The sequence below is a fragment of the Geodermatophilus sp. SYSU D00779 genome, from assembly GCF_054050595.1.
In genome coordinates this window covers 228,536-252,190 of the sequence record NZ_JBJGZQ010000003.1, presented here as the reverse complement: position 1 = coordinate 252,190, position 23,655 = coordinate 228,536, and the positions used below count along the sequence as shown (strand labels likewise).

The 23,655-nt window shown below is 76.0% G+C and carries 21 protein-coding genes; 3 read left to right on the top strand and 18 right to left on the bottom strand.

All coding sequences use genetic code 11. From position 1 onward, the window contains the following. Together rpe and ACI79G_RS03705 are read right to left on the bottom strand one after the other, a co-directional pair. On the bottom strand, nucleotides 1-708 hold a 708-nt coding region (rpe, locus tag ACI79G_RS03710), incomplete at its 3' end, for a ribulose-phosphate 3-epimerase (RefSeq protein WP_456879798.1). Between the two features lie 25 nt (nucleotides 709-733). Further along, nucleotides 734-1,429 (bottom strand): DUF1775 domain-containing protein, encoded by a 696-nt coding sequence (locus ACI79G_RS03705; RefSeq protein WP_456879797.1) that lies wholly within the window; start codon nucleotides 1,427-1,429, stop codon nucleotides 734-736. 264 nt (nucleotides 1,430-1,693) lie between these two features. On the opposite strand from ACI79G_RS03705, the gene ACI79G_RS03700 reads away from it, so the two are divergent. Genes ACI79G_RS03700 through ACI79G_RS03690 form a run of 3 tightly spaced genes read left to right on the top strand, consistent with a single transcriptional unit; the run spans nucleotide 1,694 to nucleotide 4,613 of the window. Continuing rightward, a complete protein-coding gene (locus tag ACI79G_RS03700; protein WP_456879796.1) occupies nucleotides 1,694-2,965 on the top strand; it encodes a sensor histidine kinase in 1,272 nt (423 codons plus the stop codon). A gap of 5 nt (nucleotides 2,966-2,970) precedes the next feature. Next, complete coding sequence (locus ACI79G_RS03695) at nucleotides 2,971-3,606, top strand: response regulator (protein ID WP_456879795.1); 636 nt, start codon at nucleotides 2,971-2,973, stop codon at nucleotides 3,604-3,606. Further along, on the top strand, nucleotides 3,603-4,613 hold the full coding sequence (locus ACI79G_RS03690) for a hypothetical protein (protein ID WP_456879794.1): 1,011 nt from the start codon (nucleotides 3,603-3,605) through the stop codon (nucleotides 4,611-4,613). Before ACI79G_RS03695 ends, ACI79G_RS03690 begins: the two co-directional genes overlap by 4 nt. Nucleotides 4,614-4,622: 9 nt before the next feature. Here the strand turns inward: ACI79G_RS03690 and ACI79G_RS03685 are convergent, their stop codons facing one another. The 16 genes from ACI79G_RS03685 to ACI79G_RS03610 form a co-directional block, all read right to left on the bottom strand. Next, entirely contained in the window at nucleotides 4,623-6,005 is a 1,383-nt protein-coding gene (locus tag ACI79G_RS03685) for an RsmB/NOP family class I SAM-dependent RNA methyltransferase (protein ID WP_456879793.1), read from the bottom strand. Further along, nucleotides 6,002-6,970: a methionyl-tRNA formyltransferase gene (locus tag ACI79G_RS03680; protein WP_456879792.1), complete on the bottom strand. Its 969-nt coding sequence runs from the start codon at nucleotides 6,968-6,970 to the stop codon at nucleotides 6,002-6,004. Before ACI79G_RS03680 ends, ACI79G_RS03685 begins: the two co-directional genes overlap by 4 nt. Further along, nucleotides 6,937-7,470, bottom strand: coding sequence for a peptide deformylase (def, locus tag ACI79G_RS03675; RefSeq protein ID WP_456879791.1), 534 nt, complete (start codon nucleotides 7,468-7,470; stop codon nucleotides 6,937-6,939). The genes ACI79G_RS03680 and def overlap by 34 nt, the downstream gene beginning before the upstream one ends. A gap of 159 nt (nucleotides 7,471-7,629) precedes the next feature. Next, complete coding sequence (locus ACI79G_RS03670; protein ID WP_456879790.1) at nucleotides 7,630-7,875, bottom strand: hypothetical protein; 246 nt, start codon at nucleotides 7,873-7,875, stop codon at nucleotides 7,630-7,632. A 135-nt stretch (nucleotides 7,876-8,010) separates the two neighbouring features. Beyond that, nucleotides 8,011-9,966: a primosomal protein N' gene (locus tag ACI79G_RS03665; RefSeq protein WP_456879789.1), complete on the bottom strand. Its 1,956-nt coding sequence runs from the start codon at nucleotides 9,964-9,966 to the stop codon at nucleotides 8,011-8,013. 223 nt (nucleotides 9,967-10,189) lie between these two features. Then, entirely contained in the window at nucleotides 10,190-11,386 is a 1,197-nt protein-coding gene (metK, locus tag ACI79G_RS03660) for a methionine adenosyltransferase (RefSeq protein WP_456879788.1), read from the bottom strand. Between the two features lie 98 nt (nucleotides 11,387-11,484). Next, a complete protein-coding gene (gene coaBC, locus ACI79G_RS03655) occupies nucleotides 11,485-12,696 on the bottom strand; it encodes a bifunctional phosphopantothenoylcysteine decarboxylase/phosphopantothenate--cysteine ligase CoaBC (protein ID WP_456879787.1) in 1,212 nt (403 codons plus the stop codon). A gap of 184 nt (nucleotides 12,697-12,880) precedes the next feature. Then, complete coding sequence (gene rpoZ / locus ACI79G_RS03650; RefSeq protein ID WP_089305624.1) at nucleotides 12,881-13,144, bottom strand: DNA-directed RNA polymerase subunit omega; 264 nt, start codon at nucleotides 13,142-13,144, stop codon at nucleotides 12,881-12,883. 59 nt (nucleotides 13,145-13,203) lie between these two features. Beyond that, nucleotides 13,204-13,815, bottom strand: coding sequence for a guanylate kinase (gene gmk, locus ACI79G_RS03645; RefSeq protein WP_456879786.1), 612 nt, complete (start codon nucleotides 13,813-13,815; stop codon nucleotides 13,204-13,206). Nucleotides 13,816-13,854: 39 nt separating this feature from the next. After that, nucleotides 13,855-14,205 (bottom strand): integration host factor, actinobacterial type, encoded by a 351-nt coding sequence (mihF, locus tag ACI79G_RS03640; RefSeq protein WP_091217915.1) that lies wholly within the window; start codon nucleotides 14,203-14,205, stop codon nucleotides 13,855-13,857. Nucleotides 14,206-14,600: 395 nt separating this feature from the next. Continuing rightward, the gene (gene pyrF, locus ACI79G_RS03635; protein ID WP_456879785.1) at nucleotides 14,601-15,413 is read right to left on the bottom strand and encodes an orotidine-5'-phosphate decarboxylase; all 813 of its coding nucleotides are present in this window, start codon (nucleotides 15,411-15,413) and stop codon (nucleotides 14,601-14,603) included. A gap of 73 nt (nucleotides 15,414-15,486) precedes the next feature. Next, nucleotides 15,487-16,857 carry a dihydroorotate dehydrogenase gene (locus ACI79G_RS03630; protein ID WP_456879784.1) on the bottom strand — a complete coding sequence of 457 codons (1,371 nt, stop codon included), beginning with the start codon at nucleotides 16,855-16,857 and terminating at the stop codon, nucleotides 15,487-15,489. Continuing rightward, a complete protein-coding gene (carB, locus tag ACI79G_RS03625; RefSeq protein WP_456879783.1) occupies nucleotides 16,854-20,183 on the bottom strand; it encodes a carbamoyl-phosphate synthase large subunit in 3,330 nt (1,109 codons plus the stop codon). Before carB ends, ACI79G_RS03630 begins: the two co-directional genes overlap by 4 nt. Then, on the bottom strand, nucleotides 20,183-21,355 hold the full coding sequence (gene carA / locus ACI79G_RS03620; protein ID WP_456879782.1) for a glutamine-hydrolyzing carbamoyl-phosphate synthase small subunit: 1,173 nt from the start codon (nucleotides 21,353-21,355) through the stop codon (nucleotides 20,183-20,185). The genes carB and carA overlap by 1 nt, the downstream gene beginning before the upstream one ends. Beyond that, a complete protein-coding gene (locus ACI79G_RS03615) occupies nucleotides 21,352-22,638 on the bottom strand; it encodes a dihydroorotase (RefSeq protein WP_456879781.1) in 1,287 nt (428 codons plus the stop codon). The genes carA and ACI79G_RS03615 overlap by 4 nt, the downstream gene beginning before the upstream one ends. 69 nt (nucleotides 22,639-22,707) lie before the next feature. Further along, the gene (locus ACI79G_RS03610) at nucleotides 22,708-23,631 is read right to left on the bottom strand and encodes an aspartate carbamoyltransferase catalytic subunit (RefSeq protein ID WP_456879780.1); all 924 of its coding nucleotides are present in this window, start codon (nucleotides 23,629-23,631) and stop codon (nucleotides 22,708-22,710) included. Nucleotides 23,632-23,655 lie beyond the last annotated feature (24 nt).

Genomic DNA, 23,655 nt, shown 5'->3' with positions numbered 1-23,655 from the left:
TAAAGAATACGCCCCCCCCCCCCACCCCCCCCCCCCCCCCCCCCCCCCCCCCCCCCCCCCCCCCCCCCCCCCCCCCCCCCCCCGCGCCGGGTCGTCGGCGCCGTAGACCGCGGAGCCGGCCACGAAGACGTCGGCGCCGGCGGCGGCGGCCTGCTCGATGGTGTCGGCGTTGATCCCGCCGTCGACCTCGACGAGCAGCGTCAGGTGCCCGGTCTCGACCAGCTCCCGGGCGCGGCGGACCTTGGGCAGCGTCTCGGCGATGAAGCGCTGCCCGCCGAAGCCGGGCTCGACGGTCATGACCAGCAGGGTGTCGAACCCGGGGAGCACGTCGAGGTACTCCTCCAGCGGCGTGCCGGGCTTGAGCGCCAGGCCGGCCAGCGACCCGGCCGCGCGCAGGTCACGGGCGACGGCGCGGGGGTCGCCGGTGCAGGCCTCGGCGTGCACGGTGACGTTGCGCGCACCCGCCTCGGCGTAACCCGGCGCCCAGCGCTCCGGGCCCTCGATCATCAGGTGGCAGTCCAGCGGCACCGGGCTGACCGCCTGCACCGCCTGCATGACCGGCAGCCCGAAGGTCAGGTTCGGCACGAAGTGTGCGTCCATGACGTCGAAGTGCAGCCAGTCGGCATCGGCGACCCGCTGCGCCTCCTCGGCCAGCCGGGCGAAGTCCGCCGACAGGAGGCTGGGTGCGATGAGGGGGCTGCGGGGCACGTCCGCCGAGTCTAGGCGGCGGTGATCACCGTCCCGCGCGCGAGCGGCGGTAGGCCAGGCCGCCGGCCACGGCCGCGACCGCGACCACCACGGCTGCCGCGACCAGCCAGCCGCTGCCGCTCCCCTCGTCGTCCTCGGTGGCGGCGGCCGGCACCGACGCGGTGGGCGCGGCGGGGGTGGACGCCACCGTGGGAGCCGGCGGAGCGGGCGCGGCCGTCGTGGGGGCAGCCGTACCCGGGGCGACGACGAGGACCGGCGCGGGCAGCTCCGGCTCCGGCCCGCCGGGCACCTCCCGCTCGATCCAGGCGTCCTCGGTGCCGTCGGCGTAGACCTGCACCGTCGGGAAGGCCAGCTCGGTCACACCGGCGGGCAGGGTCGCCACGGTGACCGCGTACTCGGCGTCCGCGCCGACCGGCAGTGCGGGCCCGCCGACGTCGAAGCCCTCCGCGGTCGGGGTGAGCGCCCACCCGGGCGGCCCGGCGGCCAGCGTCACGTCGGCCGGGTCGATGCCGTCGGGCAGCTGGGTGCGCATCGCGGTGATGCCCGAGGCGGCCTCCGACGCGGCGGAGAAGGCGAGCGTCACCGGACCGGCGCCGGCCACGGCGCCCTCTGCGCTGACCTCGACGTGGGCGGCCGCCGTCCCGGTCCCGGCGGCGAGCAGGACGGCGCCCATCAGGACGGTGGCGGTGGTCCGGCGCACGGCCGGCGATCGAGTGGTCACGGTGCAGTGGTCGTCGGCAGGACGCGCCCGGTTCCCGCCGACCCGCTCCGTGGCCGGGAGGTCGCCGTCCGTAGGAGTCCCCGGCGCGCCGGGATGGAATGTCCGCTCTGAGCTGCACCGCGTCCCGAGACCCCCAATACGGAACTGACCCTCCTTATCGTTCGAGCCGTGGTCCGAGGGAGACGGCGGACAGCGGGGCACCGAACGGGGCGTCGCTCCTCGGTGGTCGTCCCCGTCACCTGGTTCACCTGTGCCGGACTCGCCGTGACCCTCGCGCTGGCCCTGCTCACCGGGGTGCTCGCCCGCCGAGCCGGTCTCGAGCAGGGCACCCGGGCCTTCGAGAGCCTCGCCCGCGTCACGGCCGCCACGCTCACCCCCGCCCTGGACGGTGACCCCACCCGGCCGCCCGACGCCCCCGGCGACCTGGGCACCCACGTCAGCGCGCTGGTCAAGGCCGGTCCGGTGGTCGCGGTCCGGGTGCGCGCCGGTGACGGTCGGGTGCTCTGGGCCGACGACCGCAGCGTCGTCGGCCGGCAGGCCCCGCTGCCGCCCGAGGCACGGCGGGCCCTGGACTCGGGGTCGGTCGGCTCGCAGGTGGCCGATCCCGGCGCCCCGGGCGTGCTCGCCGGCCGCAGCAGCGGCCGGGTGCTGGTGGCCTGGGTGGCGGTGGAGGACGTGCACGGGACCCCCCTGCTGGTCGAGTTCCACGAGAGCTACTCCGAGGTCACCGACATCGCCGAACGCGCCTGGATGCGCTTCACGCCCGCCGCGCTGGGCGCCCTGGCGCTGCTGCAGGTGATCCAGGTGCCGCTGGCCTGGCGGCTGGCGTCGCGGCTGCGCCGCTCGCGGCAGGCCGAGGACGCGCTGCTGCAGGCCGCCGTGGACGCCTCGGACGCCGAGCGGCGCCGGATCGCCGGCGAGGTGCACGACCACGTCGTCCAGGACCTCACCGGGCTGGCCTACGACCTCGACGCAGCACGGATGCGCGGCAGGCCGCGCAACGCCGAGGACGCCGAGCTGCTGGAGCGGACCGCGGCCGCGGTGCGCCAGACCGTCGAGGACCTGCGCACCCTGCTCGTCGCGCTGATCCCGGCCCGCGGTGCCTTCCGCGGCGGCCTGCTGCCGGCCCTGCAGGTGCTGGCGCAGGAGGTCGGCCGCTCCGGCATCCGCGTCTTCGTGTCCGCCGACGCCGCCCGGGACCTGCCCGGGCCGACGGCCGCACTGCTCTACCGCTGCGCACAGGAAGCGCTGCGCAACGTGACCACGCACAGCCGGGCGACCTCGGTCGAGGTCGTCGTCACCCGAGACCAAGGGGTTGCCACCATGCGCGTCGAGGACGACGGGCAGGGCTTCGACGAGAGCCGTCTGGACGAACGGTTCGCAGCCGGCCACGTCGGGTTGCGGGCACTGGGTGAGCTGCTGGTGGACGCGGGCGGCTCACTGACGCTGACCAGCGCCCCGGGACAGGGCACCCGGTTGGTCGCGACCGTGCCGCTGTCCACCACCGCGCCCCTGTCCGCCGGAGCGGCACGGTGATCCGGGTGCTGGTCGTCGACGACCACGCCGTGGTCCGGCGGGGCATCTCCAGCTTGCTGGACGCCGCCGACGGGCTGGAGTGCGTGGGCGCGGTCGGGGACGGCGACACCGCCCTCGAACTGGTCGAGCGGCTGGACCCCGACGTCCTGCTGCTGGACCTGTCGATGCCGGGCCCGGACGGTGTGACGGTGATCCGCACGCTGCGCGAGCGCGGCCGCACCACCCCGGTGCTGGTGCTCACCTCCTTCGGCGAGCCCGACCTGGTGCTGCCCGCGCTGATCGCCGGCGCCGACGGCTACCTGCTCAAGTACCAGGACGGCGAGTCGATCCTCGACGCGGTGCGCTGCATCGCCGCCGGCGGAGCGCCGATCGACCCGATGGTGACCTCCGCGCTCCTCGCCGACCTGCGCGACCGCGGCCAGGGCGACCTGCTCACCGACCGCGAGAAGGAGGTGCTCGAGCTGGTCCGGCAGGGCCTGCCGAACAAGGTGATCGCCCGGCGGCTGCGGATCAGCGAGGCCACCGTCAAGACCCACGTCACACGCATCCTGCAGCGCATCGGCGCCACCGACCGCACGCAGGCGGCGCTGTGGGCCGAGCGCCGGCTGCGGCCGGCCGGGCCGCACCGGACGACGGGATGAGCGGCCCCGGCCGGCACCGCCCGAGCAGGCGCGGAGCGGTCCCACCGCCGGACCCGCAGCGGCGTCCGGTCCTGCTGCACTACGCGGCGAGCGGGTGGCCGGCGCGGCGGCGGTGGTCCGAGCGGCTGGCGCTGGCGGCCGGTGCGATCGCCGTGCTGGGGGCCATCGGCATCGTGACGCTCACCGGTGCCTGGGCCGGCTTCTCGCTGCTCGGCGGGTCGACCGAGCCCGCGCGCCGGGCGGCCGAGGAGCCCGCGGTCGGCACCGCGGCCCCCAGCCGCCCGCCGTCGACGTCACCCGCCGCACCGTCGCAGGACGCCGGCGCGGCACCGCAGCGCGGCACCACGCCGGGAGCGGACCGGTGGGCAGGGACGTCCCTCGCCGCGCAGTCGACCGCCGCGCCACCGGAGGCCGCGCGGCAGGACGCCGTCCCGCGGACGACGGCGCCGCCGCAGGACCGGCCGGCCCCGTCCACCTCCCCGCGGATCGCCGGAGCGACGCCTCCGACGAAGGCGGCCGGGGCGCCGCAGGCGACAGCACCCGCGCCGGGGGCGGGGAACGCCGGGACGCCGTCGGCGGACACCCCGGCACCCGAGCCCGCACCGGCACCTGGGCCCGCTCCCGTGCCGGGGACGCCGCCGGCTCCCGCGACACCCTCCTCCTCGCCCGCGCCGCGGTCGGACGCCGACTGGCACCCGCACGACCATGACCGGCACGAGGACGAGGGGAAGGGGGAGGAGGACAAGGAGGAGGACAAGGAGGAGGACAAGGAGGAGGACGAGGAGGAGAACAAGCACGAGGACGAGGACGAGGAGTGGGACGGGGGACACGGCGGCGGGACCGCCGAACCGGTGCGGGGCGGCTCCTCCGCACTCCCGACGACGAAGCCGGCCCCGACCACGTCGGCCCCGGTGACGACGGCCCCGGTCCCGACCACGTCGGCCACGGTGACGACGGCCCCGGTCCCGACGACGACGGCCCCGGCGTCGACCTCGCAGGCCGGGTGACCGCCCGGCTCAGCGGGTGCGGCGGAGCAGCGCCATGAACATCGCGTCGGTGCCGTGCCGGTGCGGCCACAGCTGGCCGTAGGACCCGCGGGCGATGCCGGGCACCTCCGGGAACAGCGGCGCGACCGGCAGCACCTCGACGTCGTCCCGGCCGGCCGCGGCGTCGACCACGGCGACGGTCTCGTCGGTGTGCGGCGAGCAGGTCACGTAGGCGACCACCCCACCGGGGCGCACCGAGGTCAGCGCGCTGTCGAGCAGCGCCGTCTGCAGGTCCACCAGCGGCGGGACGTCGTCCGCGGTGCGCCGCCAGCGCACCTCGGGGCGGCGGCGCAGCGCCCCCAGGCCGGTGCACGGCGCGTCGAGCAGTACGCGGTCGAAGGAACCCGGCGACCACGGCGGTGTCCGCCCGTCGGCGACCACCACCTCGACGTCGTCCTCGTCGCGCAGGGCGCGGCGGACCAGCTCGGCGCGGTGCTGCGCGCGGTCGGCGGCGGTGAGCCGCACGCCCTCGGGCCGGACGGCGGCGAGCAGCCCGGCCTTGCCGCCGGGGCCGGCGCACACGTCGAGCCAGGCGGCGTCCGGACCCTCCAGCGGCGCGCGGACGAGCAGCAGAGCGGCCAGCTGGCTGCCCTCGTCCTGCACCGCGGCCCGCCCCTCGCGCACCGACGGGACGCGCGCCGGGTCCCCACCACCCAGCCGGACGGCGTACGGCGACCACGGACCGGGCTGCCCACCGGCCTCCGCCACCAGCTGGTCGCGAGGCACCCGCCGGGCGACCAGGTGCACCTCGGGCGCGGCGTCGTCGGCCAGCAGCGCGGGCTCCACCTCGGCCTCGTCGCCGAGCGCGTCGCGCCAGGCCTCGACGATCCAGCGCGGGTGGTCGGTGGCCAGCGCCAGCCGCTGGTCGCCGTCCCCGTCGAGGCGCTCGACCCAGGCCGCGCGGTCCCCGCCCGCGGCGACCTTGCGCAGCACCGCGTTGACCAGCCCGGAGGCACCGGTGCCGACGATCGCCCGGGTGAGCGCCACGGTGGTGTCGACGGCGGCGTGTGCCGGCACCCGCAGGTCCAGCAGCTGGTGGGCACCCAGGCGCAGCAGGTCGAGCACCCGCGGGTCGAGCTCGGTCAGCGGCCGGGAGACCAGCGGAGCCAGGACCGCGTCGAGCGTGCCGGTGGCGCGCAGGGTGCCGTAGGCCAGCTGGGTGGCGAAGGCGGCGTCGCGCTCACCGAGGTCGGCGGCGCGCTCCCGCAGCAGCTGGGGCAGCAGCAGGTTGGCGTAGGCGTCGCGGCTGCTGACGCCGTCGAGGACGTCGAAGGCGGTCAGCCGCGCGCCGTCGAGCACCGGGCGGGAACGGCGGGACGGCGGCCGTCGGTTGGCGCGCCGGGGAGCGCTCACGAGGCCTCGCCCCCCAGCCGCTCTCCCGGCGCCGGCCGCGCCCCGCGCGCCCAGTCCGGCGCCGGCAGCATCCGCTTGCCGGCCGGCTGGACCTCGCCGAGCCGGACCGCGCCGCGACCGGTGCCGACCAGCACGCCGGTCGGCCCCACCGACAGCTCGCCGTGCGCCAGCCCCAGGGACGTCGGCAGCGGCTCGACCGGGCCCAGCCGCAGCCGGTCGCCGCGCCACGTCGTCCAGGCCCCGGGCGCAGGGGTGACCCCCCGGACCCGCCGGTCGACGACGTGGGCCGGCAGTGACCAGTCGACGCGGGCGTCGGCCGGCTCGATGCGCGGCGCGAGGCTGATCCCGTCGGTCGGCTGCGGTCGGGGCTCGAGCGTGCCGGCCGCGATGCCGTCGAGGGTGGTCCGCAGCAGCCGGGCGCCGCTGATCGACAGGCGGCCCAGCAGGTCGCCGGCGGTGTCCCGCGGGCCGATCGGCTCGGTGACCACGCCGTAGACCGGCCCGGTGTCCAGGCCCGCCTCCAGCCGGAAGGTCGAGGCGCCGGTGACCTCGTCGCCGGCCATGATCGCGTGCTGCACCGGCGCGGCGCCCCGCCAGGCCGGCAGCAGCGAGAAGTGCAGGTTGACCCAGCCGTGCCGCGGCAGGCCGAGCGCGGCCTGCGCCACGAGGGCGCCGTAGGCGACGACCGGCGCGCTGTCGACGGCGAGCTCGGTGAGCCGCTCGAGGAACTCCGGCTCGCGCGGCGAGCGGGGCTGCAGCACGGGGACGCCGGCGGCGTCGGCCCGCTCGGCGACCGGCGAGCGACTCACCGTGCGGCCGCGGCCGGAGCGGGCGTCGGGGCGGGTGAGGACGGCGACGACCTCGTGGTCGGAGGCCAGCAGCAGTTCCAGCGAGGGGACGGCGACGTCCGGCGTCCCGGCGAAGAGGAGCCTCAGTGGGGGCTCACCTCCACGCGCGGCAGCCACGCGCCCGCACCGGCCCACTCGGCCTCGCCGATGGCCGCCAGCGCGGCGGCGCGGGCCTCGGCGTCCAGCCGGTCGACGAACAGGACGCCGTCGAGGTGGTCCACCTCGTGCTGCACCGCGCGGGCCAGCAGGTGCGAGCCCTCGACGCGGACCGGCTCGCCGTGGAGATCGAACCCGGTGGCCGCCACGTGGAGGTGCCGGCGGCAGTCGAAGGTGTAGCCGGGGATGGACAGACAGCCCTCCGGGCCCTCCTCGGTCTCCTCCCCCACCGGCGTCACCTCCGGGTTCACCAGGTGGCCGACCTCACCGTCGACGAACCAGGTGAACACCCGCAGCCCGACGCCGATCTGGGGGGCGGCCAGCCCGGCGCCGCCGGCGGCGAACATGGTCTCGGTGAGGTCGGCGACCAGCCGGCGCAGCTCCTGGTCGAAGTCGACCACCGGGGCGGCAGGGGTGCGCAGCACCGGGTCGCCCAACAGCCGGATGGGGGTCACGCTCACCGGTCGATCGTAGAAGGTGTCCCCTCGGCCCCCGCCGCTCGCAGGCCGGCCTCGCCCGGAGGCCCAGCCCGGGCTCGCGAGGGCTGGGAGGGGCGAGGTCCTCCTCCGTGCCGAGGGCCACCAGGACGGCGCGCCGTCCCCGGGGCCGGGTGGACCGCCTCAGCCGGACGAGGTCGTGGCCACCACCGCCGGCAGCCCCTGCGGCTCGCCGCCGCTGGGGCCGTCGTCCGGGCCGCACCGGCTGATCGACACGGTGACGGCCAGGACCGCGACCAGCAGGACCAGGCCGAGCACGATCCGCCGCAGCCAGCGGCGCAGGTCGCCGGGGTTGTCCGTGGAGCGGTGCGGGTCCTCTGCGGCGGCCCGCTCGGCGCGGGGGTCGGGGGGCGGGTCGGTCGATGTCACAGGCCCTCCTCGGCCACCGGACGCACGCCGAGCGCCCGGTGCTGAGCCACTCGGGGAACGCCGTTGCGCTACCCCGGCGGGGCGGTCGTCACACGGCCCGGTCGACCGACCTGGTGCGGCGTCCGCTCCGGCGCCTCAGACCAGCTCGAGCGGGTCCAGCTGGACGCGGACGTGCTCGGGGGCCTTCTTGGCGCTGCGCACGCCCTGCACCTCGGCCAGCGCGGAGGCCAGCGCCGCGCCCTCCGACCGCGGCACCCGCACCAGGTAGCGCTCCCGCTCGCCCTCCTGGCCGGGCCGCGGCGGTTCGGGCACCGGGCCCAGCAGGTCGGCGTCGGCGGGCAGCCGGGCGGCCGCGAGGAACTCGGCCAGCGCCGGCGCCGTCCCGGACAGCGCCGCCATCCGCGTCGCCGGCGGGAAGCCGAGCTCACGGCGGTCGGCGAGCTCGCGGGCGGCCAGCCAGCCCGGGTCCCAGCGCACCAGCGCCTGGACGACGGGGTGCGCGGCATCGGCCGCGACGACCACCTGACCGCCCTCTGACGCCGGGCGGACGAGGGCGGCGGCGTTCATCCACCGGCGCAACGTCTCCTCACCCGCGCGCAGGTCGGCCCGGCCGAGGAGCGCCCAGGAGTCCAGCAGCAGCGCGGCGCCGTACCCGCCCTCGGCGACCGGCTCGGCACCCGGGGTGGCGACGACCAGCGCCGGCCTGCCGGGCACGCTCGGCAGCACCCCGGACCCGCGGCCGGACACCCGCACCGCGGCGCCCGGGAAGGCCCGGCCCAGCTCCTCGGCGGTGCGGGCGGCGCCGACGACCGAGGCGCGCAGCTTCGTGCCGTGGCAGTACGGGCAGTCGAAGGTCGCCGCGGGGCGGGCGCACCAGCGGCAGGCCGGCACCCGCGACCCGCCCGGGCCGGGGGTGGGCGCGACACCCAGCGGCCCGGAGCAGACCGCACAGCGGGCCGGCGCCCGGCACCGGTCGCAGGCCAGGCCGGGCGCGTAGCCGGCCCGCGGCACCTGCACGAGCACCGGGGCGCCGTCGGCGAGGGCCTGGCGCGCGACGCGGTGGGCGAGGCTGGGCAGCCGGGCGGTGCGGGCGGCCGGGTCCCGGGCCAGCTCGGCGTCGGCGCCCAGGGCCTGCACCCGCGGCGCGGCGGCGCGCAGGGTGGCGCGGTCGGCGGTCAGCTCGTGCGCCCAGCCGCTCTCCACCAGCAGCTGTGCCTCCGCGGTGCGCGCGGTCGCGGCGAGGACGGCCGCGCACGAGGCGAGGTGGGCGCGGTGCACGAGCACGTCGCGGGCGTGCGCGTAGGGCGCGCGGGGCTCGGCGTGCAGGTCGTCGCCGTCGTCCCAGACGGCGACCAGCCCGAGGTCGGCGACCGGGGCGTAGACCGCGGCACGGGTGCCGAGCACCACCTTCGCGGTGCCGCGGACGACGTCGAGGAAGCGGCGGTAGCGGGCGTCGGGGGCGGCGTCGGCGCGCAGGACGACGACCGATCCCGCCGGCAGCCGGGCCTCCGCGGCGGCGGCCAGCCGGTCGAGGTCGCGGCCGTCGGGCGCCACGACGAGGGCGCCGCGGCCGCCGGAGAGGGCGGCCTGGCACAGCTCGACCAGCCGGGCCGGCCAGTCCTCCCCCGGCAGCGCCGTCCACACCGCGCGGGCCGGCCGGCCCTCGGCGACGGCGGTGAGCAGCGCCGGGCCGGTCGGGTACCGGGCGAAGCCGGCCGGGTCCGGGGGCGCCGGCGGCGGGGGCGGCTCGGCGGGCGGGCGCTTCTCGGCCGCGGCGCGGCGCGGCGGGACGGCGAGGCGGAGCACGTCGGTCACCGTGCCGCCCCAGCGCTCGGCCACCGCCCGGGCCAGCGTGAGGACCTCCGGGGTGAGCACCGGCTCGGCGGAGACGACCTTGGCGAGCGGCGCGAGCTTGCGTCCCGACTCGCTGACGTCGGTCAGCTCCAGGACGAAGCCGTCGACCAGCTGCCCGGCGAAGCGCACCCGCACCCGGCACCCGGCCCGCACCTCGTCGGCCATCGCGTCGGGGACGGCGTAGTCGAAGGGCCGGTCCAGGTGCGCCAGGGGCACGTCGACGACGACCCGGGCCACCCGCTTCGGCCCCGCCCCGAGCTCGCGAGGGGTGAGGGGGGCGGGGTCCTTCGACAGCGGGGTCTCCGTTCGACGCGGGCTGAGCGGTCACCCGTCAGTGTCGCCGCCGGGACCGACGGAACCCGGTGGCCCCGCTGCTGCGAGCGTGGATGGAACGGGCGGCGCGGCCACCCTCCAGGGCCCCGCGCCGAGCGAGCGGGGCGCGGGGAGGGGTGGCCCTCCTTCAGACCCCCGCGGCCGAGCGCAGCGCCTCGACGCGGTCCAGCCGCTCCCAGGGCAGCTCGACGTCGGTGCGGCCGAAGTGGCCGTAGGCGGCGGTCGGGGCGTAGATGGGGCGCAGCAGGTCCAGGTCGCGCACGATCGCGCCGGGCCGCAGGTCGAACACCGCGCCGATCGCCTTCTCCAGGACGTCGTCGGCGACCGCGCCGGTGCCGAAGGTCTCGACGAACAGGCCGACCGGGTGCGCGGCGCCGATGGCGTAGGCGACCTGCACCTCGCAGCGGCGGGCCAGCCCGGCGGCGACGACGTTCTTGGCCACCCAGCGCATGGCGTAGGCACCCGAGCGGTCGACCTTCGACGGGTCCTTGCCGGAGAAGGCGCCGCCGCCGTGGCGGGCCATGCCGCCGTAGGTGTCGACGATGATCTTGCGACCGGTCAGCCCGGCGTCACCCATCGGGCCGCCGATGACGAACTTGCCGGTCGGGTTGACCAGCAGCCGGTAGCCGTCGGTGGGCAGGCCGAGGGCGGCGAGCTCGGGCTCGACCACCAGCTCCTGCACGTCCGGGGTGAGCAGCTGCTCGATCGAGATGTCCTCGGCGTGCTGCGAGGAGACCACCACGGTGTCGACGCCGACCGGGCGGTCGTCCTCGTAGACGACGGTGACCTGGGTCTTGCCGTCGGGCCGCAGGTAGGGCACCGAGCCGTCCTTGCGGACCGCCGAGAGCCGGCGGGAGAGCCGGTGCGCCAGCGCGATCGGCAACGGCATGAGCTCGGGGGTCTCGTCGGTGGCGTAGCCGAACATCAGACCCTGGTCACCGGCGCCCTGACGCTCGATCTCGTCGTCGGCGACACCGGCGGTGCGTGCCTCGTAGGCGGTGTCCACCCCCTGGGCGATGTCCGGCGACTGCGAGCCGATCGAGACGCTGACCCCGCAGGAGGCGCCGTCGAAGCCCTTGCGGGAGGAGTCGTAGCCGATGGCGAGCACCGTCCTCCGGACGATGTCGGCGATGTCGACGTAGCCGGCGGTGGTGACCTCACCGGCGATGTGGACCTGACCGGTGGTGATCAGGGTCTCGACGGCGACGCGGCTGAGCGGGTCCTGCGCGAGCATCGCGTCGAGGATGGAGTCGCTGATCTGGTCGGCGATCTTGTCCGGGTGGCCCTCGGTCACCGACTCGGACGTGAAGAGGCGGCGTGACACGCGGTACTCCCTGGGGTCGGTGACGGTCGGGTGGACGCCCGGGGGTGAGCGTCTCGTCGGGTGCACGTTACCGGCGTGTGCCGGAGGCGGTGTCGGGCTCAGGCCAGCCGGGGGGCGACGACGTCCCAGATGCCGGCGGCCACGGCGTCCTTGCTGCCCTCGGGCAGCTCGGTGGCGCTGCCGTCGGCGGCCAGGACGACGGCGGCGTTGTCGGCGCGCCCGAAGACCCGGCCCGCCGAGACGTCGTTGACCACGAGCAGGTCGCAGCCCTTGCGGGCGAGCTTGGCGCGGGCGTGGGTGAGGACGTCGGCCTCGTCGTCCCCCGTCTCGGCGGCGAAGCCGACGACCAGCTGACCGGCGGGGCGCTTGGTGACCAGCTCGGCGAGGACGTCGGGGTTGCGCACCAGCGGGACGGCCTCGGGCTCGGCGCTGCTGCCCTTCTTGAGCTTGGTGGGCGCGACCGTGGCCGGCCGGAAGTCGGCGACCGCGGCGGCCATGACCACGACGTCGGCGTCCTCCGCTTCGGCGAGCACCGCGGTGCGCAGCTCCTCGGCGGTGCCGACGCCGACGACGCGGACGCCGAAGGGCGCCGGCAGCTCCACGTTGGCGGCGACGAGCGCCACCTCGGCGCCGCGGGCGGCGGCGACCCGGGCCAGCGCCCAGCCCTGCTTGCCGGACGAGCGGTTGCCCAGGTAGCGGACGGGGTCCAGCGGCTCACGGGTGCCCCCGGCGCTGACGACGACGCGACGGCCGGCGAGGTCCGGCGCGAGGGCGGCAGGGCCGCCGGCGAGCACGACCGAGGCGAGCGCGGCGATGTCGGCGGGCTCGGGCAGCCGGCCGGGGCCGGAGTCCGGGCCGGTGAGCCGGCCGACGGCGGGCGGCAGCACGATCGCGCCGCGGCGGCGCAGCGTGGCGACGTTGTCCTGGGTGGCCGGGTGCAGCCACATCTCGGTGTGCATGGCCGGGGCGAAGACCACCGGGCAGTGCGCGGTGAGCAGGCTCGCGGTGAGCAGGTCGTCGGCCCGGCCGGCGGCGGCACGCGCCAGCAGGTCGGCGGTGGCTGGCGCGACGACGACGAGGTCGGCGGTCTGGCCGATGCGGACGTGCGCCACCTCGTCCACGTCGGACCACACGTCGGTGGTGACCGGGTTGCCGGACAGCGCCTCGAAGGTGGCCGCGCCCACGAAGTGCAGGGCGGCCGCCGTCGGGACGACGCGGACGTCGTGCCCGGACTCGGTGAACGCGCGCACCAGCAGGGCGGCCTTGTACGCGGCCACGCCCCCGGCGACGCCCAGCACGATGCGGCTCATGCCGTCCATCCTCCACACACGGCGACGCCCCCGGCACCAGGTGCCGGGGGCGTCGACCACGAGCTGCCGGGACGGCCCCCTCGCAGGGCCCCGCCGTGAGCTCGCGGGTGGCGGGGGGCAAGGGGCGGGAGGACCCCGTCCTCTCCACCCTTCGCAGGCTCAGGGCGGGCCCCGGGACGGGGCCTCAGTTGTCGCCGGCCGTATGGGTCAGCAGACCCTCGTTGATCTCCCGCAGGGCGATGGAGAGCGGCTTCTCCTGCGGGGCGGTGTCGACCAGCGGGCCGACGTACTCCAGCAGGCCCTCGGAGAGCTGGCTGTAGTAGGCGTTGATCTGGCGCGCGCGCTTGGCGGCGAAGATCACCAGGCCGTACTTGCTGCTGGTGCGCTCGAGCAGCTCGTCGATCGGCGGGTTGGTGATGCCCTCGGGGGCAGGTGCGACTCCGGACACGGGCGGGCGTGCTCCTCAGCTCGTCAGTCGGGAGTGGCGGGCGGCGGCGCCGGGCCCCGTCACTCGGACGCGCCGCTGCTCCGGAGGGAACCGGGCGACGGCGCAGTCAGCAATCCTACCAACTCGTCGGCAGCGCGGGTCACGTCGTCGTTGACGACCACCACGTCGAACTCCCCGGCGGCGTCGAGCTCGGCCTGCGCGATGCGCAGCCGCTCCTCCTGGACCGCGGGCGGCTCGGAGCCCCGCCCGGCCAGCCGGCTGACCAGCTCGCCCCAGGACGGCGGGGCCAGGAACACCAGCTGGGCGTCGGCGTCGCGGGCCCGGACCTGCCGGGCGCCCTGGAGCTCGATCTCCAGCAGCGCCGGCCGCCCGGTGGCCAGCTGCTCGCGCACCGGACCCACCGGCGTGCCGTAGCGGTTGCCGGCGTACTCGGCCCACTCGAGCAGGCCGTCCTCGGCGATCAGCCGGTCGAACTCGGCGTCGCTGACGAAGTGGTAGTGCACCCCGTCGACCTCGCCGGGCCGGCGCCGACGGGTGGTGGCCGACACCGACACCCAGACCTCGGGGTGCCGGCGCCGGACCTCCGCCACGACCGTGCCCTTGCCGACCCCTGACGGGCCGGAGAGCACGGTCAGCCGTGCCGGGGCGTGCTCCGGGACAGCAGCTGCCACGCGTCGTCGTCCTCGACCTCCGGTGCCTGGTCCTGCGGGTCAGCCCTCGACGGGGACCTGCTCGGCGGCCACCTTCTCGCCACCGAACTCGGTCTCGAGGGCCCGGCGCTGGTTGGCACCCAGACCGCGCACCCGGCGGGTCGGGGAGATCTCGAGCCGCTCCATGATCTTCGCAGCCCGGGCCTTGCCCACACCGGGCAGGGACTCCAGGACCGCGGAGACGCGCATCTTGCCGATCACCTCGTCGGTCTCGCCCTGGCGCAGGACGTCACCGACCGTGGCGCCCTTGCTCTTGAGCCGCTCGCGCAACTCGGCTCGGGCCTTGCGGGCGGCCGCGGCCTTCTCGAGGGCCGCGGCACGTTGCTCGGGGGACAGGTCAGGGAGGGGCATGGTGCGACCCAATCTGTCGTCGCCGGTCATCCGATCGGCCGGCGGGGCTCGGGCTGTGTCGGGGGCAGGACTCACTGCTGAGCCTGTCGGCCAACCTAGCTCCACCTATATGTGCAGGTCACGCGGGTCTGAACCCCGGGTTTCCGGCAATCCGTGAGCCGCTTGTCACGATGAGTGACCAAAATTGCTCACGCACGGTCATACCCGCTGCTCAGACCTGGTGTCGGTACCGGACGGTCCCGGCCGGAACCGTTCTGACACGCCGGGTCCGACACGCCGGTCGGCGGCGTATACGTGCTGGTGAACGGCCGGACAGGGGTCTGGTCGGGTACCGCTTCCGACCGTGGACAGCTGCCGGCGGCGAGGCGCGGACCGCGCCGGGGCACGGCGGCGCCTCAGCCGGTCAGCTCCGCGGTCCAGCGCTCGGCAGCGGCGCGCAGCCCGGCCGGGTCGGGCCCGGCGGCCAGCACGTCCCGCGACACGGTCGGGACGACGGCGGTGCCGCGTCCGAACAGCCGGCGCAGGTCGGTCACCGACCCGCCCTGCGCGCCCAGCCCCGGCGCCAGCACCGGCCCGCCGAGGTCGGTGAGGTCGACGTCCAGCTCGTGCAGGGTGGCCCCCACGACGACGCCGAAGGAGCCGGACCCGTCGGCGGCGTTCCAGTCCCGCACGGTGTCGACGACGACCTGCGCGACCGACCGCCCGTCCACGACCGCGTGCTGCAGCGTGCCGGCGTCCGGGTTGGAGGTGCGGGCCAGCACGAACAGGCCCCCGCCGTGCCGGCGGGCGGTGTCGACGGCCGGCTGCAGCGAGCCGGGGCCGAGGTAGGGGCTGACGGTCAGGGCGTCGGCGGCCATCGGGTGGTCCGGGCGCAGGTAGCCGGCGTAGCCGTCCATCGTCGAGCCGATGTCCCCGCGCTTGGCGTCGAGCAGCACCAGCGCGCCGGCGGCGCGGGCGCGGGCGACGCCGTCCTCCAGCACGGCCAGGCCGCGCGAGCCGTGCCGCTCGTAGAAGGCCAGCTGCGGCTTGAGGACGGCGACGGTGCCGGCGAGGGCGTCGACGACGGTGCCGGTGAACCGCGCCAGGCCCTCGGGGCTGTCGGGCAGCCCCCAGCGCTCCAGCAGCGGCGCGTGCGGGTCGATGCCGACGCACAGCGGCCCGCGGGCGGAGACGGCGTCGGCGAGGCGCCGTCCGAACGGGGCGGTCACGCGCCCTCCTCGCCGGCGCTCGTCGGGCCCGTGCCGGACCGTGCCGGGTCCATGGGTGACCTCGCGAGCTCGGTCACCTGGCCACCGCCCGAGGCAGGGTGCCACCCAGCGCGTCGACGCAGTCACGGGCGAGGAACGGGTTGGCGAAGGCACCCGACGCCGACTGCACCGCGTCGGCCCCCAGGGCGAACAGCGCCTCGAACGACGCCGGGTCGGTGACGCCACCCATGGCCAGGACGTCGAAGTGCCGGCTCCCGGCCTCGCGCAGGGCGACCAGCCGGCGGGTGAAGTCCAACGCGGAGTCGCGCACCGCCGCCCCCGACAGCCCGGCCAGCTCGCGGCCGGGGAAGGTCGGCTCGCCGTCGCTGCGCCGCACCCGGCTCTGCAGCGTGTTGATGCCGGCGACGCCGTCGACCAGCGGCGCGAGCCTCGGCACCAGCGCGGCCAGCCGCGGCTCGTCGAGCCAGGAGAGCTTGGCGACCAGCCCGGTGCGGTCGTCCAGCGCGCGGCGCACGCCCTCGACCACGGCGACGGTCGCGTCGGCGTCCAGGCACAGCGGCGGCTTCACGCCCGGCGCCGAGGGGTTGAGCGTGTTGGGGCAGGACAGGTTGAGCTCGACGACGCTCGCACCGGCCTCCTCCGCGAGCCGGGCGGTGAGGGCGAAGTCGTCGACCAGGGCGGGGCCGTCGCCCTCACCCATGACGCTGACCAGGAGCAGCTGGTCGTCGTCGACGGCGGCCAGCGACCGCTCGAGGTCGGCCGCCCACTCCTCGGGCGCCGGTGACGGGACGCCGAAGGAGTTGACCGTGCTGACCTCCGGCGAGCCCGGGAGCACCCAGTCCCACGGGTCGGCGGTGACCTCGGCGGCCGCGCCCGGGGGCAGGCTGCGCGTCTCCCGCTGCGCGAAGACCCAGTTGGGCTGCTCGTTGGGCTCGTGCGCGCGGCTGCGGACGGTCTTGTAGGTCAGCACGCTGTAGCCGTTGCGCGCGAAGTGGCGGACCCACTCCGCACCGCCGCCCAGCACGCAGGCGGGCACGCCGATGGGGAAGCCGACGTCCCGGCCCAGCACCCGCCAGCGCCGTCCGCCGGCGACCGGGCGCTGCGGCAGCCGCGGCCCGACCGGGGTGGTCAGGTTGTCGCGGTAGGAGCCGAGGACGTCGTAGGCCGGGGTCGGCACGCCGGCGTCGGCGAGCACCGCCGCGTGGCGCGCGAAGAACAGCACGCGGGTCAGCAGCGGCAGGTCCTCGTCGCAGGCGTCCCCGGTGGCGAGCCGCGCCGCCACCCCGCGGGCCGCCGCCGCCAGGGCGTCGAGCTCCGGCTGCGGCGGCCGCGCGAAGCGGGTCACCCCGGCGAGGAACGCCGCGGGCAGGCCGTCGACCAGCCCGCGGGCCACCAGGTCGTCCCGCACCCGCCCGACGGCGTCGCTGCGCGACGCCGTGGTCACGCCCCGGTCCCGGCGAACGTGCTCGGCCCGCCATGGGTGCCGCCGGCGAGCGCGGAGTGGACCTCCTGCAGGCTGTGCACCCCGACGTCCCCGCGGCGCAGCGCCTCGACCCCCTGCACCGCTGCGGCCAGGCCCTGCACCGTGGTGATGCACGGGATGCCCGCGGCGACGGCGGCGGTGCGGATCTCGTAGCCGTCCAGCCGCGGCCCGCTGTTCCCCGGCGAGCCGAACGGCGTGTTGACGACGATGCCGACGTCCCCGGCCAGGATCCGCTCCACGCAGTTGCCCGGGCCGTCGCTGACCTTGCCGACGACCTCGCAGGCCACGCCGTTGCGGCGCAGCACCTGCGCGGTGCCGGCGGTGGCCATCACCTGGAAGCCGAGGTCGGCCAGCCGCTTGACCGGGAAGACGGCCGAGCGCTTGTCCCGGTTGGCCAGCGAGACGAAGACCGTGCCCTCGGTGGGCAGCGACCCGTAGGCGGCCTCCTGCGACTTGGCGAAGGAGGTGCCGAAGCCGGTGTCCAGGCCCATGACCTCGCCGGTGGACTTCATCTCCGGGCCCAGCACGGTGTCGACGCCGTGTCCCTCGACGGTGCGGAACCGGTGGAAGGGCAGCACCGCCTCCTTGACCGCGATCGGCATGTCCGCGGGGAGGTCGGCTGCGTCCCCGGTCGCGGGGAGCACGCCGGCGGCACGCAGCTCGGCGATCGTCTCCCCCACCGCGATCCGGGCCGCGGCCTTGGCCAGCTGCACCGCGGTCGCCTTGGAGACGAAGGGCACCGTGCGCGACGCCCGGGGGTTGGCCTCGAGGACGTGGAGGACGTCGTCCTTGAGCGCGTACTGGACGTTGAGCAGCCCCCGGACGCCGATGCGCGCGGCGAGCTGCTCGGTCGCCCGCCGGATGCGGACCACGTCGTCGGTGCCCAGGGTGATCGGCGGCAGGGCGCACGCCGAGTCGCCGGAGTGGATGCCGGCCTCCTCGATGTGCTCCATGACGCCGCCCAGGAAGAGCTCGGAGCCGTCGAAGAGCGCGTCGACGTCGATCTCCACGGCGTCCTCGAGGAACCGGTCGACCAGCACGGGGTGCTCGGGGCTGACGTCGGTGGCCTTGGCGATGTACGCCTCGAGCGTGGCGTCGTCGTAGACGATCTCCATGCCGCGCCCGCCGAGCACGTACGACGGCCGGACCAGCACCGGGTAGCCGATGCTCGCGGCGACCTCCCGCGCCTCGGCGAAGGCGGTCGCCGTGCCGTGCTTGGGCGCCTGCAGGCCGGTGTCGGACAGCACCCGCGAGAACGCCCCGCGGTCCTCGGCGGCGTCGATCGACTCCGGCGAGGTGCCCAGCACCGGCACCCCGGCGTCCTTGAGCCGCTGCGCCAGGCCCAGGGGCGTCTGCCCGCCGAGGGTGCAGATGACCCCGGCGACCGGGCCGGCGGCGCGCTCGGCCTCGACCACCTCGAGGACGTCCTCGAAGGTCAGCGGCTCGAAGTACAGCCGGTCGGCCGTGTCGTAGTCGGTGGAGACGGTCTCGGGGTTGCAGTTGACCATCACGGCCTCGTAGCCGGCGTCCTGCAGCGCCATCACGGCGTGCACGCAGGAGTAGTCGAACTCGATGCCCTGCCCGATCCGGTTGGGTCCCGAGCCCAGGATCAGCACCGCCGGCTTCTCCCGCGGCTCGACCTCGGTCTCCTCGTCGTAGGACGAGTAGTGGTACGGGGTGCGGGCGGCGAACTCGGCGGCACAGGTGTCGACGGTCTTGTAGACCGGCCGCACGCCCAGGCGCCGGCGCAGCGTCCGGACGCCGTCCTCACCGGCCAGCTCGGGGCGCAGCGCGGCGATCTGCCGGTCGGACAGGCCGTGCCGCTTGGCCCGGCGCAGCAGCTCCGCCGTGAGGGACGGCGCGTCGCGGACCTCGGCGCCGACCTCGCCGACCAAGGCGATCTGGTCGACGAACCACGGGTCGAAGCCGCTGGCCTCGGCGACCTGCTCGACGGTGGCACCGGCGCGCAGCGCGGCCTCGGCGACGTAGAGCCGCCCGTCGACCGGCGTGCGCAGCGCCTCGAGCAACTCGGCCGCCGACCGGGTGTCCTCCGGCCCGGTCCAGAAACCCGCGGTCTTCGTCTCCGTGGACCGCATGGCCTTGCCCAGCGCCTCGGGGAAGTTCCGGCCCAGCGCCATGACCTCGCCGACGCTCTTCATCGTCGTGGTCAGCCGCGGGTCGGCGCCGGGGAACTTCTCGAACGCGAACCGCGGGATCTTGACGACGACGTAGTCCAGGGCCGGCTCGAACGACGCCGGGGTGACGCCGGTGATGTCGTTGGTGATCTCGTCGAGCGTGTAGCCGATGGCCAGCTTCGCGGCGATCTTGGCGATCGGGAAGCCCGTGGCCTTGGACGCCAGCGCGCTCGACCGCGACACCCGCGGGTTCATCTCGATGACGACGAGGCGCCCGTCGGCCGGGTTGACCGCGAACTGGATGTTGCAGCCGCCGGTGTCGACGCCGACCTCGCGCAGCACCGCGATGCCGACGTCGCGCATCCGCTGGTACTCGCGGTCGGTGAGGGTCATGGCCGGGGCGACGGTCACCGAGTCCCCCGTGTGCACGCCCATCGCGTCGACGTTCTCGATCGAGCAGATGACGACCACGTTGTCGCTGCGGTCGCGCATCAGCTCCAGCTCGTACTCCTTCCAGCCCAGCACCGACTCCTCGATGAGGACGGTGTGCACGGGGGAGTCGGCCAGGCCGTGGGAGGCCATGCGGCGCAGGCTGGCCTCGTCGGTGGCGAAGCCCGAGCCCAGCCCGCCCATGGTGAAGCTCGGCCGGATGACGACGGGGTAACCGACCTCGGCGGCGGTCTCCAGCGCCTCCTCGACCGACGAGCAGACCCGCGAGCGCGGGGCGTCGGCGCCGATGGACCGCACGATGTCCTTGAACTGCTGCCGGTCCTCGCCGCGGTTGATGGCGTCGACGTCGGCGCCGATCAGCCGGACGCCGTACTTCTCCAGCACGCCGTTCTCGTACAGGCCGATGGCGATGTTGAGCGCGGTCTGCCCGCCGAGGGTGGCCAGCAGCGCGTCGGGGCGCTCCTTGGCGATCACCTTCTCGACGAACTCCGGGGTCAGCGGCTCGACGTAGGTGGCGTCGGCGATCTCCGGGTCGGTCATGATCGTCGCCGGGTTGCTGTTGACCAGGCTGACCCGCAGCCCCTCGGCCTTGAGCACCCGGCAGGCCTGGGTGCCGGAGTAGTCGAACTCGGCGGCCTGGCCGATGAGGATCGGCCCGGAGCCGATCACCATCACGTGGTGGATGTCGTCCCGTCTGGGCATCAGGCGCTCTTCTCCGCGGTGCTGTGCTCGACCTGCGGCGGCGGCCCACCGGCCTGCGCGTCCCCGGTGCGGGCGGTCTCCATGAGGTCGACGAACCGCTGGAACAGCGGCGCGGCGTCGTGCGGGCCGGCGGCGGCCTCGGGGTGGAACTGCACGCTGAACGCCGGCAGGTCGAGGCAGCGCAGCCCCTCCACCACGTCGTCGTTCAGGCCCACGTGGCTGACCTCGACCCGCCCGTAGGGGGTGTCGGTCGGCCGGTCCAGCGGGGCGTCGACGGCGAAGCCGTGGTTGTGGCTGGTCACCCGCACCGTGCCGCTGACCCGGTCGAGCACCGGCTGGTTGAGGCCGCGGTGGCCGAAACGCAGCTTGTAGGTGCCCAGGCCCAGCGCCCGGCCGAGGATCTGGTTGCCGAAGCAGATGCCGAACAGCGGCCGGCGGGCGTCGAGCACCCCGCGCACGGCGTCGACCGCGTAGTCGGCGGCGGCCGGGTCGCCCGGGCCGTTGGAGAGGAAGACGCCGTCGGGACCCGCCTCGAGGAGGTCCTCGGCGGTCGCGGTGGCCGGCAGCACGTGCGTCTCCACGCCGAGCTCGGCCAGGTGCCGCGGGGTGGCGGTCTTGATGCCGAGGTCGAGCGCGGCGATGGTGAACCGCTTCTCCCCCACCGCCGGGACGACGTAGGGGTCGTTCGCGGTGACCGACGGCGCGAGGTCGGCGCCGCTCATGCTCTCCGAGCCGCGCACCCGGGTCAGCAGCTCCTCGACCGGGAGGCCCTCGCTGCTGATGCCGGCGCGCATCGCGCCGCGCTCGCGCAGGTGGCGGGTCAGCGCGCGGGTGTCGATGCCGCTGATGCCGACGACGCCCTGCTCGGCCAGCTCGTCGTCCAGGCTGCCGGTGGCCCGCCAGTTGGCCGGGCGGCGGGCGGGGTCGCGGACGACGAAGCCGGCCACCCAGATGCGGCGGCTCTCGTCGTCCTCCTCGTTGACCCCGGTGTTGCCGATGTGCGGCGCGGTCATCACCACGATCTGGCGGGCGTAGCTGGGGTCGGTCAGCGTCTCCTGGTAGCCGGTCATCCCGGTGGCGAACACCGCCTCGCCCAGCGTCGTCCCGACCGCACCGTAGGCCTCGCCCCGGAACGTGCGCCCGTCCTCCAGGACGAGCAGCGCCTCTGTCACTTCTGAGCCTTTCCGTCGAGCACGGTGGGGACGCCGCGCAGGAACGTCGCGACCACCCGGCCGGGGAGCTCCCGGCCGGCGTAGGGGCTGTTGCGGCTGCGGCTGGCCAGCGCGGCGGGGTCGACGACCGCGCGCGTGCCCGGGTCCAGCAGCAGCAGGTTGGCCGGCTCGCCGGGGGCCAGCGGGCGGCCGTGGCCGTCGAGCCGGCCGATGGCCGCCGGGCGGGTCGACATCCGGTCGGCGACGCCGCGCCAGTCGAGCCGGCCGGTCTCGACCATCGTCGCGACGACCACCGACAGCGCCTGCTCCAGGCCCAGCATCCCGGGCCGGGCGTGCGCCCACTCGGTCTCCTTGTCCTCGACCGCGTGCGGCGCGTGGTCGGTGGCCACCGCGTCGATCACGCCGTCGGCCAGCCCGGCGCGCAGCGCCTCGACGTCGGCGTCGGTGCGCAGCGGCGGGTTGACCTTGAAGACCGGGTCGTAGCCCTCGGCGCACTCGTCGGTGAGCAGCAGGTGGTGCGGGGTGACCTCGGCGGTGACCTGCACCCCGCGGGACTTCGCCCAGCGGAGGATCTCCACCGAGCCCGCGGTCGAGACGTGGCAGACGTGCAGCCGGGCGCCGACGTGGTCGGCCAGCAGCACGTCGCGGGCGATGATCGCCTCCTCGGCGGCGGCCGGCCAGCCGGTCAGCCCGAGGCGGGCGGAGCGGTCGCCCTCGTGCATCTGCGCGCCGACGGTGAGCCGCGGCTCCTCGGCGTGCTGGGCGACCACGCCGTCGAGCGCCTTGACGTACTCCAGCGCCCGGCGCATCAGGGCGGGGTCGGCGACGCAGTGGCCGTCGTCGGAGAAGACGCGCACCCGGGCGGCGGAGTCGGCCATCGCACCGAGCTCGGCCAGCCGCTCCCCCCTCAGCCCCACGGTCACCGCGCCGACGGGGACGACGTCCACCAGGCCGGCCTCCTGGCCCAGGCGCCACACCTGCTCGACGACGCCGGCGGTGTCGGCGACCGGGTCGGTGTTGGCCATGGCGTGCACCGCGGTGTAGCCGCCCAGCGCGGCGGCGCGGCTGCCGGTCTCGACGGTCTCGGCGTCCTCCCGACCGGGCTCGCGCAGGTGGGTGTGCAGGTCGACCAGGCCGGGCAGCGCGACGAGCCCCGCGGCGTCGACGACGTCGGCGCCCGGGACCGACAGCGACTCGCCGATCGCGGTGATCCGGCCGTCCTCGACGAGGATGTCGGCGGCGTCCTCGCCGTAGGGGCGGGCGCCCGTGATCAGGGTGCTCATGCCATGTCCCCTCTCTCGCTCCGCTCGCCGTTCGCTCCGCTCCTCGCTCGCTGGGGCTCGCTGCGATGCTCACTCACTCGCGCGTCCTCCCAGCAGCAGGTAGAGCACGGCCATGCGCACGGAGACCCCGTTGCCGACCTGCTCGACGATCGTGGAGCGGACGGAGTCGGCCACCTCGGCGGCGATCTCCATCCCGCGGTTCATCGGGCCCGGGTGCATGACGATCGCGTCGTCGCCCAGGGCGCCCATCCGGCGCGCGTCCAGCCCGTAGCGGCGGCTGTACTCGCGGGCGCTGGGGAAGTACGAGGCGTTCATCCGCTCGGCCTGGACCCGCAGCATCATCACCACGTCGGCCTTGGGCAGGACGGCGTCCAGGTCGTAGGAGACCTCCGCCGGCCAGCTGCCCACCCCGACCGGGAGCAGCGTCGGCGGCGCGACCAGGGTGACCTCGGCGCCGAGGGTGTGCAACAGCCACACGTTGGAGCGGGCCACCCGGCTGTGCAGCACGTCGCCGACCACCGCCACGCGCACGCCCTCGAGCCGGCCCAGCCGGTGCCGGATCGTGTAGGCGTCCAGCAGCGCCTGGGTCGGGTGCTCGTGGGTGCCGTCGCCGGCGTTGACCACGCTGCCGCGCACCCAGTTCGCCAGCCGGTGCGGGGCGCCCGAGGCCGAGTGCCGGACGACGATGGCGTCGGAGCCCATCGCCTCCAGGGTCAGCGCGGTGTCCTTGAGGCTCTCCCCCTTGGAGACGCTGCTGCCCTTGGCGGAGAAGTTGATGACGTCGGCCGACAGGCGCTTGGCGGCCAGCTCGAAGGAGATCCGGGTGCGGGTGGAGTCCTCGTAGAAGAGGTTGACCACCGTCCGTCCGCGCAGCGTGGGCAGCTTCTTGACCTCGCGGCCGGCCAGCGCGGCGTCGATCTGCGCGGCGGTGTCGAGCACCAGCGTCGCGTCGCCGCGGTCCAGGTCGGCGGCCTCCAGCAGGTGGCGCTTCACGCTCTGCTCCCCTGCTCGGCTCCG

Excerpts from the sequence above, each read along its gene's own strand:
- ACI79G_RS03615 (WP_456879781.1), bottom strand. The coding sequence starts at position 22,638 with ATGAGCACCCTGATCACGGGCGCCCGCCCCTACGGCGAGGACGCCGCC.
- mihF (WP_091217915.1), bottom strand. The coding sequence starts at position 14,205 with ATGCCCCTCCCTGACCTGTCCCCCGAGCAACGTGCCGCGGCCCTCGAG.
- coaBC (WP_456879787.1), bottom strand. The coding sequence starts at position 12,696 with ATGAGCCGCATCGTGCTGGGCGTCGCCGGGGGCGTGGCCGCGTACAAG.
- carB (WP_456879783.1), bottom strand. The coding sequence starts at position 20,183 with ATGCCCAGACGGGACGACATCCACCACGTGATGGTGATCGGCTCCGGG.
- ACI79G_RS03690 (WP_456879794.1), top strand. The coding sequence starts at position 3,603 with ATGAGCGGCCCCGGCCGGCACCGCCCGAGCAGGCGCGGAGCGGTCCCA.